Source organism: Coriobacteriaceae bacterium (genome assembly GCA_025993015.1).
Taxonomy (GTDB): domain Bacteria; phylum Actinomycetota; class Coriobacteriia; order Coriobacteriales; family Coriobacteriaceae; genus Collinsella.
Window position 1 is genome coordinate 1,112,682 of record DAJPFV010000001.1, and the last position, 13,302, is coordinate 1,125,983.

A 13,302-nucleotide genomic window follows, 5' to 3' on the forward strand; every position below is an offset into this window, starting at 1 on the left:
CTATGCTAAGGGGACGTGGTTTCCACGTCCCCTTTTTTTGTCAAAAGTTCTCGATACACTGTTTTTTGTCAGAAAGGAGTCGTCTTGTTTGTGTTAACTAATGAGCAGGCAAGCCTGATGCTGTCCCGTCTCATATCGTATTGTAAAGACTATTCTTTGAAGGTCTCCGACGATAGTCTTCGTGTCTGTATCCAGCATCTTGATCTTGTTCTGGAAGCCAATAAGAGTACTAATTTAACACGCATCCTAAATGTCGATGATGCTGCTATCCTCCATATTCTTGACTCACTTGTTCTGCTTCCCTATATTAATAAAGCTCCTGAAGGCGCTTTGCTGGATATGGGTACCGGTGCTGGCTTCCCCGGTATTCCGCTGACTATTGCAAGCGGACGAAAGGCTACCTATATCGATTCGGTTGGCAAGAAGGTTGATGCCGTTAATTCCTTTGTTAAGGAGCTTGGCCTTAAGCATGCTCATGCCGTTCACGATCGTCTTGAGGAATATGCCCGATCCCATAAGAAACAATTTGCTGTCGTTACTGCTCGCGCGCTTGCACCGTTACCAGTTCTCGTTGAGTACGCTTCTCCTTTCTTAAAAGATGGAGGCTTCTTTGTCATTACTAAGGGGAACCCGTCGGACGATGAACTTCAGTCTGGCATGGCTGCTGCTAAGATATGCGGGTATACCACGCTTCTGACGGATGATTTGAATTTGCCAAATGACTTGGGTCATCGTGAGTTCATAATTTTAAAAAAGTCTCGTCCGTCATCCGTTTCTCTTCCTCGTGCTAATGGCATGGCGAAGAAGAATCCGCTTGCCTAGATGTTTCACGTGAAACATAATGGATAGTGTCGAGTCGTTATGTTTCACGTGAAACATAATAGTCGATATCGAATCGGATTGTTTCACGTGAAACATCCTCCGTTTAACAGCTTTAAATACACCAGGAGGGACCGTGGGATTTCGCGACGTTAAGCGTTCTAAGAGCGCAAAAGACACGCGTATCATTGCTATCATCAACCAAAAAGGCGGCGTAGGTAAGTCCACCACAGCTGTAAACCTTGCAGCAGCGTTGGGTGAACAGGGACGAAAGACGCTCATTGTTGATTTTGACCCACAGGGTAATAGTACGAGTGGTTTTGGAATCGAAAAAGAAGAACTCGATCACTGCATCTACGATGCATTGTTGAATGATGTGCCGGCCGAATCACTTGTTCTTGATACGAATTGCAAAAAGGTATTCGTAATTCCAGCTACCATCCAGCTTGCAGGCGCTGAAATCGAGCTCGTCAGTGCGATTGCACGTGAAACTCGCTTAAAGGATCTGCTTGAACCAATTCAGGATGAGTTTGACTTCATCTTTATCGATTGCCCGCCTTCACTGGGTTTGCTAACGATTAATGCGTTGACAGCGGCAGACAGCGTTTTGATTCCGATACAGTGCGAATATTACGCACTCGAAGGTGTCACAAAACTGCTTGAATCGATGAAGATGGTTAAGACACGCCTAAATAAGAGCCTTGGTACTTATGGCGTGCTTATGACTATGTACGATTCGCGCACATCGCTTTCGAACCAGGTTGTCGAAGAGGTTCAATCGTATTTTGGCGACAAGGCGTTCAAGACTTTGATTCCACGTACCGTTAAAATTTCAGAAGCACCGTCGTTCGGTGAGCCTGTAATTACCTATGCGCCACAGAATAAGGGCGCAAAGGCGTATATGAACCTTGCTAAAGAGGTGATTAAACGTGCCTAGCCCTAAGAAGCGCGGCGGCTTGGGTCGTGGACTCAATGCACTGGTCTCGGAAGCTGAATATGAGACTGGTGGATCTGCAACGTCAGCATCAAATGCTGCTTCGGAAACTAAACTTCCGATTGAGGATATCGTTCCGAACCCAAATCAGCCACGAATTCATTTCAATGAGACAGAACTTCGGGAGTTGGGTGAGTCAATCCAGGAACATGGCGTTTTGCAGCCGCTTCTTGTGCGTAAGCACGGTAATGGCTATGAAATTATTGCTGGTGAACGTCGCTATCAGGCTTCAAAGCTTGCTGGTCTTGAAGAACTTCCCGTTATCATTAAAGACGTTGATGATGAGGAGATGCTTGCACTCGCGCTAATCGAAAACCTTCAGCGCTCAGACCTCAACCCCGTCGAAGAGGCTAAGGGATATCGACAGCTCATCGATTCGAGCGGTATGACTCAAGAAGCCTTGTCAAAGGCTGTCAGCAAGTCTCGTTCTGCAATCACCAATTCGTTGCGCTTGCTTGATCTTCCAGAGGTAGTTCAGCAGATGATTTTCGAAGGCAAGCTCACCGCTGGTCATGCTCGTGCAATTCTTGCGGTTCCGTATGAAGAAGCGCGCATTAAGCTTGCTGAGAAGGTTGTTGCCGAGGGATTGTCTGTCCGCGCGACAGAAAATCTTGCTCCATTGTTTTCTGCCGGAGAGACGCCTAAGACACCTCGCCCTGCAACGCCTCAGTCTTTTAAGAAGGCTGCACGCGTTCTGCGTCAGGTGTTTAACACGAACGTTCGCGTTAAGAGCTCGCGCGGCAAGAATAAAATCGAGATTGAGTTTAAGGATGAGGAAGAACTGTCTCGAATTCTTGGTGAAATGATTCAATTTGATCAGGGAGGCCAGGATGAAGAATAAAGTTCTGGCTGCTCTTGCTTTGGCTGCAACTGTAGCGGTCGGCGCATTTGTGGGATTTAAGGTCGCAACAGATGATGAATTGCGTGGTCGTCTGCTTCGCGGGGCGCAGGATATCGTCGATACATCCAAAAAGAAAATGGACGTTATGACCGAGGATGTCGCTATGCGTACAGCTCAGGTAACTAAGAATCCCAAGATTAATCAAGATTGGGTTAATCATCAATGGGAAAATGTAGGCTTTTAGGTACCTAACAATTACTAGCCTTTTTGAAGGGGTTCTTGTCTGAATGCCAGAACAGGGACCCCTTATTTCTTGCGAAAAAGTTGTCGAACAATCGCGCGATGCAAATTAGTGATAGATATGAAACAGCCCCGGTTGCAATTAAGCAACCGGGGCTGTTCGATGTTTCACATGAAACGTTTAGGTTGGTCTTTCCTACGCGTTTTTCTGAACCTTGAAGCGCTGCTTGAGTTGGCCGCAAGCAGCGTCGATATCGTTGCCGCGAGAGTTACGGATGGTGGTCTCAATACCACGGGACTCAAGACGACGCTGAAGGTCTTCAACCTTATGAATCGGCGAGGGCTTGAGAGGGCTGCCCTCGATATCGTTGAGCTGGATCAGGTTGACGTGGCACAGCGTGCCCTCGCAGAAGTCGCAGAGCGCCTGCATCTCGGGGTTGGTGTCATTGACGCCTTCGATCATGGCATATTCGTACGTCGGTCGGCGGCCGGTCTTTTCGGTGTAGAGCTGAAGAGCCTCGTGAAGGCGCAGAAGTGTGTACTTCTTAACGCCCGGCATGAGTTTATTGCGGGTGGATTGAATGGCAGAGTGCAGCGAGACAGCGAGCGTGAACTGCTCAGGAATGTCTGCAAACTTACGAATACCAGGAATAACGCCGCTGGTGGAGACAGTGAGGTGGCGCGCTCCAATACCGATACCGTCAGGGTCATTAAGAATGCGCAGCGCCTTGAGGACCTCGTCGTAGTTGGCGAAAGGCTCACCCTGACCCATGAACACTACGCTCGTCGCGCGCTCACCAAAGTCGTTAGAAACATGGAGTACCTGGTCAACGATTTCCTGAGCGGTCAGCGAACGCTTGAGGCCGTTCAGGCCGGTAGCGCAAAAAGCGCAGCCCATGCCACAGCCGGCTTGGGTGGATACACAGACAGACAGCTTGTTTCGACGAGGCATGCCGACGGTCTCGACGGAGATGCCGTCGTGGTACTCGAGTAGGTATTTACGAGAGCCATCCTTAGACACCTGTTTGGCGAGCTCGGTCGGCGTGTCGAAGGCAAATGCCTCCTTCAGCTGCTCGCGGAAGGCCTTGGGAAGGTTGGTCATATCATCAAACGAACAAACGTTCTTCTCAAAAACCCATTCGATGAGCTGCTTTGCGCGAAAAGCGGGTTGGCCGAGTTCGGCGACAAGTTCACGAATATCGTTTTGGCTCAAGTCGCGAATGTCTTGAGATTTAGTCCTGGGATTCATGGAAGCCTTTCGATTTTGGGGAAACGTTGAGGGTATCGCTACAATATGGTATCAGCTGCAGGAATTATAGAGGAGGAGTCTGCCCATGCCGGGTAAAAGCCTAGAGAACATGCACGTAGCGGTCTTGGCGGGCGGCCATTCCGCCGAACGCGAGATTTCGCTCAATTCGGGAAAGAATGTCGTGGTGGCACTGAAGGAGGCTGGCTACACCTCGGTGGAGCTGCTCGATACCGCCGCCGATGACTTTATGGTGACCATGGCGACGGGCGGCTTCGACGTGGCGTTTATTGCCATGCACGGCGCCGGCGGCGAGGATGGCGCCATGCAGGGGGCCATGGAGACGCTGGGTATCCCCTACACGGCGTCGGGCGTGCTCGCCAGCGCATGTGGCGCCGATAAGGAGGTTTCAAAGCTTCTGTATGCCAAGGCGGGCATCCCCATTGCCCCTGGCCTGGCACTTGAGGCGGGCGACGAGATCGATATCGATCGTATCGTCGAGATTTGTGGCGAGCGTTGCTTTGTAAAGCCCGCCGTCAACGGCTCTAGCTACGGCATTTCGCTTGTACACGAGCCCTCCGAGTTGCCGGCGGCAATCGCCAAGGCTTTTGAGTACGGCGATAAGGTGCTGGTCGAAAAGTGCATCGAGGGAACCGAGATCACCGTGGGCGTATATGGCGAGGACGACGTGCGCGCGCTGCCGATTGTGGAGATTCGCAAGCCTGAGGACTGCGAGTTCTACGACCTGGATGTAAAGTACGTCGATCCCACGGATATCCACCGCATTCCGGCGCAGATTTCGCCCGAAAACTATGCGCGTGCCCAGGAACTTGCCTGTGCGGCCCATAAGGCCCTCGGCTGTCTGGGCATTTCGCGCAGCGATTTTATCGTGAGCGAGGACGGCCCTGTCATTCTCGAGACCAACACCATTCCCGGCATGACCGATACGTCGCTGTATCCTGACGAGATTCGCCATACCGACGACATGACGTTCCCGCAAGTGTGCGACAGCCTGATCCGTATGGGTCTCCGTCGAGCAGGCGTTGCATGCTAATTGAGGACGCCGTATCTCCTGGAACGCCGCAGTTTGTCATCGATTCTTACGCCACGCTCGCCGAGCGCGCCAAGACGCAGTCGTTTGGCCTCATCGAGGAGGATGTAATCGTCCTCGATACCGAGACCACGGGTCTTTCGGTGCAGGACAACGAGTTAATTGAGATTTCCGCGGCCCGTCTTTCGGGCCGCGAGGTCATTGACCGCTTCGATACGTTCGTGCATCCCAAGCAGCTGATTCCTGCAGAGATTACCGAGCTCACGAGTATTACGAACGCCGATGTGGCAGATGCCCCGTCGGCCGTCGAGGCCGTCGCGGCACTCGCCGATTTTGTGGGCGGCTGTCCTGTTATCGCACATAACGCCACGTTTGACCGGTCGTTTATCGAATCGGTCAAAGGCGGTGTCAACGTGAGCGATATCTGGATCGATTCGCTGGCGCTATCGCGCATTGCGCTTCCGCGCCTGATATCGCACAAACTGTCCTTTATGGCCGACTTGTTTGGGTGCGATTCAGTATCGCACCGTGCGAACGCAGACGTTGATGCCCTGTGCGGTGTGTGGCGCGTGCTGTTGGTCGCACTTACCGACCTGCCTTCGGGCCTTATGGCGCGCTTGGCGGACATGCACGCGGACGTGCCTTGGTCCTATCGCCCCATTTTTTCTTTTTTGGCTGGCCAGAACCCGGGTTCGATATTTTCACTCAGCGCCGCTCGTGCCGATGTGCTCAAGGCCGATCGCGCGGACGATCGCGTTGATGCGGACGAGCTGTCGGTCCTTAAGATGCCGAGCCGTGAAGAGATCGAGGCAGATTACGCCCCCGGCGGCCTGGTCAATCGTATGTACCCCACCTATGAGCCGCGCGACGAGCAGATCGCGATGGCGGTTGAGGTGCGCGATGCGCTGGTCACGGGTACCCATCGCGTGATCGAGGCGGGCACGGGCGTCGGTAAGTCGATGGCGTATCTCGTTCCCTTTGCCGAGGCCGCTCGCCGAAACAACATCACCGTTGGCATTGCGACCAAATCGAATAATCTTGCCGACCAACTTATGTACCACGAGCTGCCAAAACTCGCCGAACAGCTGGACGGCGGCCTGTCATTTTGTGCACTCAAGGGCTATGATCACTATCCGTGCCTGCGCAAACTCGAACGCATGAGCCGTAGTCAGGTCGAGATAACCACCAAGCGCGATCCTGCCGACACGCTCACGGCGGTTGCGGTGATCATGGCGTATGTGTGCCAATCTGCCGATGGCGACCTCGATTCGCTCGGCATTCGCTGGCGCAGCGTCAACCGTCCCGACTTTACGACGGCTTCGCGCGAGTGTGCTCGTCGTCTGTGTCCGTTCTTCCCTGACAAATGCCTGGTCCACGGGGCGCGCCGCCGTGCGGCACATGCCGACGTGGTGGTCACCAACCATTCTCTGCTGTTCCGCAACGTGGCCGCCGAGGGAAGGATCTTGCCTCCAATTCGTCACTGGGTGGTCGACGAGGCCCATTCCATCGAGCGTGAAGCTCGTCGCCAATGGGCGCGCGTGGTTTCGGCAGATGAGTCGCGCGTACTGTTTGAGCGCTTGGGTGGGTCGAGTGCCGGCGCGCTGAGTCAGGTTTCCCGCGATCTGGCCACTTCCGAGGGCTCTACGCTCTACCTGGGACTCACCGCCAAAGCGACGTCGACGGTTGCCCGCGCGAGCATGGCGATTGCCGATGTGTTCGATGGTGTGCGCGAGCTTGGCCGCCGTGCCCGCGGGGGCTACGACAACGCGAATCTGTGGATTGGCCCCGAGCTGCGCGAGTCTGATGACTGGCACGATTTTCTGCAGTCGGCCCATACCGCAATTGATGCGCTGGACCAGGCGGATAAAAGCGTAGACGCGCTGGTGCAAGCCGTCGCTGCCGATAAGCCCGAGGTCGTCGTCGACCTGGGCGACATTTCGCGCCGTCTGCACGAACTGGCCGAGAATCTCAAGCTCATCATTGGGGGTACGGATGAGCACTATGTGTACTCGCTGCAGGTGAACCGTCGGCTGCGCGCGGGCGGGGAGTCTATGACCGCCGAGCGCATCGATATCGGCGAGGCCCTGGCGAACGAGTGGCTGCCTGAGGTGCACACGGCCATCTTCGCTTCGGCGACCATGACGGTGTCCAAGAGCTTTGAGCATTTCAACCATGCCGTCGGCCTCGATCGCATCGGTGCGTCGACATCCTCATCGCTGCACCTGGATTCGAGCTATGACTTTGACTCGAATATGGCCGTGGTCGTGGCGGGGGACATTCCCGATCCGCGCGATCGTGAGCGCTATCTGTCAGCACTCGAGCGTGTGCTGGTCGATGCCCATCTCGCCATGGGCGGATCGGTGCTCACGCTCTTCACTAACAGGCGCGACATGGAGGATCTGTATGCCCGTGTCGAGCCCAAATTGGCGCGAGCGGGCCTGGAGCTCAATTGCCAACAGCGCAACTCGTCCCCACGTCGTCTGCGCGATCGGTTTATCAACGAGCCGACTTCATCGCTCTTTGCGCTCAAGGCCTTTTGGGAGGGCTTTGACGCCAGCGGCGAGACACTGCGTTGCGTCATTATCCCCAAGCTGCCGTTCTCGAGCCCCACGGATCCTCTTTCGTGTGAGCGCAACCTGCGCGAGGACCGCGCCTGGGCGCGCTACTCACTGCCCGAGGCGGTACTCGAAGTCAAGCAGGCCGCCGGCCGTCTCATCCGCTCGTCGACTGATTGCGGCGTGCTCATCTTGGCAGATCCGCGCTTGGTGACAAAGGGCTACGGCAAGAAGTTCTTGACGTCGCTGCCCACGACTTCCTACCAGCGTATCGAGTCGGCGCAGATCGGTCATTATTTACAGCTGTGGCGTGCACGCCACGAGCGGCGCCGTTAAACCGGGCAGGTCAGGCTCTTCGCCATATCGCATAGACGCTTTGCCGAGGCGGGGTCATCCAGTATGCGGATGGCTCCGCCCGCTGCGATTACCTGACAGAACAGCCAGTGCTCTGACCCATAACGCACGGTCACCGTTGCCATGTCTGCCCCGTTTGGCTCAATCGACATGATGCCGGCCCAATCTAGGCGCTCCGCCATGTCGAGCGGCATGAGGAGTTTCGCGCTCTGCTCCGCCCGGGAAAGGGATTCGTGGAGGGACACGGAAGCGGGCGCGTGGTGCTCCACGGAATCGTCGGTGAGGGCAAGGTCCTCGATTTTGTCCATGCGGTAGGAGCGCTGCCCATCAACTTCGACATCCCAGGCAATCAGGTAGGTTTGATCGCCATGTGTCGTGATGCGCAAGGGGTCGATGAGGCGCTCGCGCGGCTGTGCGTCGTCCATCGAGCGGTAGGTGATGCGGCATCGAACGCCGTCTTGAATCGCGCAGTTCAGCTGTTGCCAGTGCGATCCTCGGGCAACGGTGTCGACGACGCGCTGGTTGTAGCCGAGCTCCTCGGGTAGGAGGGCATGCCGGATGCGCTCCGCTGCCCGAGAGTCGATCCCCATCGATTCGAGCTCGTGGTTGAGTACGGCGCCTTCGGCGGCACTCAGGCGCAAAGGTAGCACGCGCCCCGCATCGCCTGTCAGGATGATGCACTCGCCGTGGCGTTCGCAGATGATGCGTGCGCCCGACTCACGGTCGGCGAGGGTCGAGATGATATCGATAATTTCGTCGAGTGCCGCACCCGTGATATCAAAACGGCTGCAGATATCCCCTCGTGTCATACCGGTCTCGCCGGCAGCGTAGAGGGCCTCCATGATGTCAATCGCACGCGAGAGCCTTTGCTCGCTGGTGAGTTTACGCGCGGGCATGCTCGTGCACCGTCCTTTCGATGAGGTGGTTCCACGCCAGTTTGAGTGCATCGGGGGCAACGGGTCTCATGCCGTCCATGGCGTGCTCCATGCAAAACGTGGCAGCGGCATCAAGGTCGCGCACGTCGACGGTCCATGTCCAACCCTCTTCGGTGCGTGTGAGCTCTCCGCGACCGCGCGTAAGGCCGCTGACCATGTCGGCCTGGGCTTGCGGGGCAAACGAAAAGGTCGCCATAACGGGCTTGCAATCGGCAAAATCAAACTCAAAGAACAGGCGATCGTTCAGGTTGAAGTCGGCGGGGATGGAGTAGGCCTTCGAGGGGCGCCATGCGCGAACGATACGGTCGCAGCGAAACGTCCTGATTTCATCGGTGGCGTTGTCGAGTCCGCAAAAATACGCCACGCCCTCGTGCTCGAACATGCCGTATACGCAGACAGTGCGCTCTCTTTGCTCTCCGTGCCCGCTTTGATACAAAAAGCGCAGTGCGCAGCGTTCGGCAAAAGCGCTCCACACAGCATCGACGGCGGGCGAGCGACGGGCGGGCGGCTCTTCTGCCGTCGATGCGCCGGTGAGGTAGGCGATCTTGGAGCGTATGTCTGCAAGCGGCGTGGCAAACGCGGCCGAGCCGGTCGCAAGGGTCTGGTCGATAGCGTCGAGCAAGATGTCCGCGTCGTCTGCGGTGATGAGGCCACCGGCCGCAAACGTGTGCTCGCGATCGATGGTCCACGCGCTTTCTTCGGTTTCTTGTGCTCCTGTTGCGCGGACTTCCTTGATCGTGATTCCGCGTTCGAGGAGTTTTTCGCGATCGCGGCGAAACTTGCGTTTATCCGAGTCGATATTGCCCGACCCGTAGCCAAGATCGGAATCCAGAACAATTTGCTCTGTGGTCAATGGCTCGGGAGAGCTGTTAAGGACAAAGAACAGATTGAGGATACGCTGGGCGGTCTTGTCGAAACCGGGCTCCGGCGCCCCCTTTTTATTCGTTACGGTTGTATCGCTTGCCGTCATAGAATCCTCGCATGGGAAGGTGTCTGATGCCATGATTTTAGTCCGATATGGAGATTAGGCTATATCCTTGTCCGCTTGGGGCGTTAAGATGTCCAGAATTCGGCCGTTTGCGCCCGCTCGGGGTATACTTTCGACTATATACGGTTCTAATGTGCATGCATTGGGCCTATTTGTCGGATTATGGATGTGGAGCGCACATGGCGAACACCCAGAACTATATTAACCACCTGCTGCAGAACACCGGCATCACGCCGGCGTGCAGCGAAGAAGAGCGCTTGGCTGCCGAAGATATCGCTCAAATTTTCCGCAACCACGGCTTTGATCCTGAGGTGCAGGAGTTTAATGCTCCCGCGCCGAGCAGGATGGCGTTTGCCGTTACGGGCATTCTGACATTTGCCGGTGCCCTGCTTATGGGCATTGGCGGCGGTATCGGCTTAGTCGGCACCCTGTTGGCCATTGTCGGAGCCGTGCTCTATGTGCTCGAGCGAACCGGTCGCCCCGTGATCTCTCGCCTGGGTAAGACGGGCGTGAGCCAAAACGTCATCGCCTACCACAAGGCGTCGGGCCCGCTTGCCTCTCCGCGCAATCGCCCGGTTGTCGTCGTCGCGCACTATGACTCACCGCGCGCCGAGCTGCTCGCTCGCGAACCCTATGCGCCGTATCGAGCACTGATCGCCAAATTGCTCCCGATTGCCACGATTGCTCCCGCAGCTATTGCCATCCTGCGCATCTTGCCGCTTCCCGGCGCGTTGAAGGTCCTGCTGTGGATTGTCGCGATCCTTGCCTCTCTCGTGGCTCTCGCCAATGCCGCCAATATCATTTCCAATCGTTTTATCCTCCCCTATACGTCCGGCTCGGTTTGCAACAAGTCGTCTGTTGCCGCCATGCTGGGTGTCATGGATAACGTCGCCCCCTATCAGGGCGAGAACGAGTTCCCTGACGATATTCCGTTCGACACGTATTTTGGCGAGCAGAAGCGTCGCGCCGAGGAGATGGCGCGTGCGGCGGCCGAGTATGCCGCGGCCCAGCAGCAAAACGATTACGGCAATACCATCGAGTACGAAGAGCCTGCCTATACCGAGGATGAGTATGGCCAGCCGGTCGCTCCCGAGGGTGAGCAGGACGAGGCTTTTGATGAGCAAATCGATGGGTTCGAAGGTGCCTCTGCCGACGAGACCCTGATTGGCGTCATCGCACCCGAGCCCCAGGTCCAAGATATTCCGGACGAGGAGCCCGTTGCGGACGAGTCCGCTGCCGAGTCGGCAGAGGAGCCTGCCGCGGCTGAGCAGACCGAACCCGAGCCCAAGCTTTATCGCAATGCCGCCGGCAACATCCGATTTGGCTCGGATGCCATCCGTGCCCTGGGCATGCTTCCCGAGTCCTGCACGCTCGATTACGAAGAGGGCGAGGAGCCGACGTTTGAGCCCGCGCCCCAGCCCGATCCGGTCGTGGCTGCTCAGTCCGATGATACCAACGGCATCGAGGCGGAGACCGATGCAGAGCCCACTATCGATTCCGCAGCCGGTCTGGACGTCATGGCGCCTGCCCCGGCACCCGAGGAGCTCGATAATACCGAGGACGATTACGATGCATGTCCGCAGCGCGTGTCCTATGAGAGCGACACCGATTTTTCTGCCGAGTTCCCGGTGACGACGCCCCATGCCGATATCGCTTCCGCGTTTTCTTCGATCGGTGCCAGCGCCTCCCATTTCTTTAAGGGGGCATTCGAAAAGGGCAAGAAGCTCGTTGACGACTTTGAGGAAAAGCGCGCTGCTGCTCGCGAGGCAGCCGAGCGCGAGGCTGTGGCTCAACAACAGGCGGTCGAGGCCGAGCGTGAGCGCGCGGCACAGGAATTTGAGCAAAACGACGCCGAGCAGCCGGCATCCGTTGATGTTGCCGACGCCACGACGTCTTTCGAGGCGCCGCAGCCTTCGTCTGCGGATGGTGCCGGGGAGACGACGACCTTCGAAACCCAACAGCCGGTCGACAGCACTGTGTCGTTTGATGCCACGATGACGTTTGAGAAGCAGGGCACCGCTATCGCCGAGCCTCTTTCCGCTCCTGTCGAGGACGAGCCCACTGCGCCCGATACGGTCGAGGATCAATCCCCGGCGGAACAGGTCGCTGCGGACAACTCCGAGAAGGAGTCTGAGCCCGTGGCCCCCGAAGCTCCACAGGCGGATGAGTCGAGGCCCTACTCTACGCAGATCTTCACCATGCCCGCACCGAGTGATCCCAGCGCTACGGTTGCCAACGTTGCTCCGTCGCAGGCCGAGACGGTCGATGCCCTGATGGCTCAGATTTCGTCTCAGGCGTCGCCGCGCCCGAACATGAACGTTCCCGACCCAGCATCCGCGCCGACCCCCATGCCCTCTGCGTCTCCGCTGGCCTCGGTCCCCGATCCCTCGATGCCTTCGATGCAGCAGGCCAATGTCGCCTCGCGCACCTCGCTGTTCGACCTTCCCGACCCTTCGGCTCAGGTTAACGATCCCTTCGCGACGGCACAGGGTCCCGAGCCCACATCGGCTCCGGCTGTTCCTCCCATGCCGGCTACCTCGGATGTTCAGCCGTTTGAGACCATCTCGGCCCCTGCCGCTTCGGCCGCCAAGCCACAAAAGCGCGGCTTGGGGGGTCTGTTCGGTCGTAAAAAGAAGAACGAGCAGGGCAGCATGAGCGATTGGCTTGGCGTCGAGGATGATTACGACGCCAAGAAGTCTGGTCGCGGCATCGGTTCGTGGGATAACTTCGAGGATGACGACGACGGCTGGAAGGGTGGTGCCACGTCTTCCGATGGAGCTTCCGCCGAGGATATGCTCGCTGCCGTTGCCTCCATGGGTGATGACGAGCTGCTTGGCCACGACATCTGGTTTGTGGCTACAGGCGCTTCCGATTGTGACGGCGCCGGCATGAAGGCGTTCCTGGCCGCACATCGCGACAAGCTCCGCGGCGTGTTCTTTATCAACCTTGAGTCCATTGGTGCCGGCAGGCTTTCGGTCGTGACGGTCGAGGGCGAGCAGCAGTTGCTCAAGGGCGACCGACGCATCATGAACTTGGTCAATAAGGTGTGCAAGTCGTTCCATGTCGATTGCGGTGCATTTGAGATGCCCTATGCCAAGACCGACGCCTATGCTGCGCTCGAGGCAAGCCGACGCGCCCTTACCATTGCCGGCGTTGACGGTCCGCGTCTGGCGTGCGCTTACACCGAGGACGATCTGCCGCACAACGTCAATCCGACAAATATCGCTACGGTGTCCGAGGTCGTGACCGAGGTCATTCGTCGTTCGTAGGTTGACCTCT

10 protein-coding genes are annotated in these 13,302 nt (G+C 57.0%); 7 read left to right on the top strand and 3 right to left on the bottom strand.

The annotated features are described in order from the left end of the window. The first annotated feature begins 90 nt into the window (after positions 1-90). The 4 genes from rsmG to OIL77_04790 all read left to right on the top strand — a co-directional run bounded on the left by rsmG (position 91) and on the right by OIL77_04790 (position 2,898). Positions 91-822: a 16S rRNA (guanine(527)-N(7))-methyltransferase RsmG gene (gene rsmG, locus OIL77_04775; GenBank protein ID HJI44729.1), complete on the top strand. Its 732-nt coding sequence runs from the start codon at positions 91-93 to the stop codon at positions 820-822. 133 nt (positions 823-955) lie between these two features. Beyond that, on the top strand, positions 956-1,756 hold the full coding sequence (locus tag OIL77_04780) for an AAA family ATPase (protein HJI44730.1): 801 nt from the start codon (positions 956-958) through the stop codon (positions 1,754-1,756). Further along, a complete protein-coding gene (locus OIL77_04785) occupies positions 1,749-2,654 on the top strand; it encodes a ParB/RepB/Spo0J family partition protein (GenBank protein ID HJI44731.1) in 906 nt (301 codons plus the stop codon). Before OIL77_04780 ends, OIL77_04785 begins: the two co-directional genes overlap by 8 nt. Continuing rightward, on the top strand, positions 2,644-2,898 hold the full coding sequence (locus OIL77_04790) for a hypothetical protein (GenBank protein HJI44732.1): 255 nt from the start codon (positions 2,644-2,646) through the stop codon (positions 2,896-2,898). The genes OIL77_04785 and OIL77_04790 overlap by 11 nt, the downstream gene beginning before the upstream one ends. A 192-nt stretch (positions 2,899-3,090) precedes the next feature. On the opposite strand, the gene rlmN is transcribed toward OIL77_04790, so the two are convergent. Then, positions 3,091-4,143 (bottom strand): 23S rRNA (adenine(2503)-C(2))-methyltransferase RlmN, encoded by a 1,053-nt coding sequence (rlmN, locus tag OIL77_04795; GenBank protein HJI44733.1) that lies wholly within the window; start codon positions 4,141-4,143, stop codon positions 3,091-3,093. An 85-nt stretch (positions 4,144-4,228) separates the two neighbouring features. On the opposite strand from rlmN, the gene OIL77_04800 reads away from it, so the two are divergent. Together OIL77_04800 and OIL77_04805 are read left to right on the top strand one after the other, a co-directional pair. Next, a complete protein-coding gene (locus OIL77_04800; GenBank protein HJI44734.1) occupies positions 4,229-5,194 on the top strand; it encodes a D-alanine--D-alanine ligase in 966 nt (321 codons plus the stop codon). Continuing rightward, a complete protein-coding gene (locus tag OIL77_04805) occupies positions 5,188-8,082 on the top strand; it encodes an exonuclease domain-containing protein (protein ID HJI44735.1) in 2,895 nt (964 codons plus the stop codon). Before OIL77_04800 ends, OIL77_04805 begins: the two co-directional genes overlap by 7 nt. On the opposite strand, the gene OIL77_04810 is transcribed toward OIL77_04805, so the two are convergent. Continuing rightward, entirely contained in the window at positions 8,079-8,996 is a 918-nt protein-coding gene (locus OIL77_04810; GenBank protein HJI44736.1) for a WYL domain-containing protein, read from the bottom strand. The two genes, OIL77_04805 and OIL77_04810, sit on opposite strands and share 4 nt — an antisense overlap. Then, complete coding sequence (locus OIL77_04815; GenBank protein HJI44737.1) at positions 8,983-10,038, bottom strand: WYL domain-containing protein; 1,056 nt, start codon at positions 10,036-10,038, stop codon at positions 8,983-8,985. Before OIL77_04815 ends, OIL77_04810 begins: the two co-directional genes overlap by 14 nt. 164 nt (positions 10,039-10,202) lie before the next feature. Between OIL77_04815 and OIL77_04820 the strand changes: the two genes are divergently transcribed. Beyond that, positions 10,203-13,292: a hypothetical protein gene (locus OIL77_04820; protein HJI44738.1), complete on the top strand. Its 3,090-nt coding sequence runs from the start codon at positions 10,203-10,205 to the stop codon at positions 13,290-13,292. The last annotated feature ends 10 nt before the right edge of the window (positions 13,293-13,302 follow it).

Coding starts and splice junctions, on each gene's coding strand:
- OIL77_04790 (HJI44732.1), top strand. CDS start 2,644: ATGAAGAATAAAGTTCTGGCTGCTCTTGCTTTGGCTGCAACTGTAGCG.
- rlmN (HJI44733.1), bottom strand. CDS start 4,143: ATGAATCCCAGGACTAAATCTCAAGACATTCGCGACTTGAGCCAAAAC.
- OIL77_04800 (HJI44734.1), top strand. CDS start 4,229: ATGCCGGGTAAAAGCCTAGAGAACATGCACGTAGCGGTCTTGGCGGGC.
- OIL77_04805 (HJI44735.1), top strand. CDS start 5,188: ATGCTAATTGAGGACGCCGTATCTCCTGGAACGCCGCAGTTTGTCATC.
- OIL77_04810 (HJI44736.1), bottom strand. CDS start 8,996: ATGCCCGCGCGTAAACTCACCAGCGAGCAAAGGCTCTCGCGTGCGATT.
- OIL77_04815 (HJI44737.1), bottom strand. CDS start 10,038: ATGGCATCAGACACCTTCCCATGCGAGGATTCTATGACGGCAAGCGAT.
- OIL77_04820 (HJI44738.1), top strand. CDS start 10,203: ATGGCGAACACCCAGAACTATATTAACCACCTGCTGCAGAACACCGGC.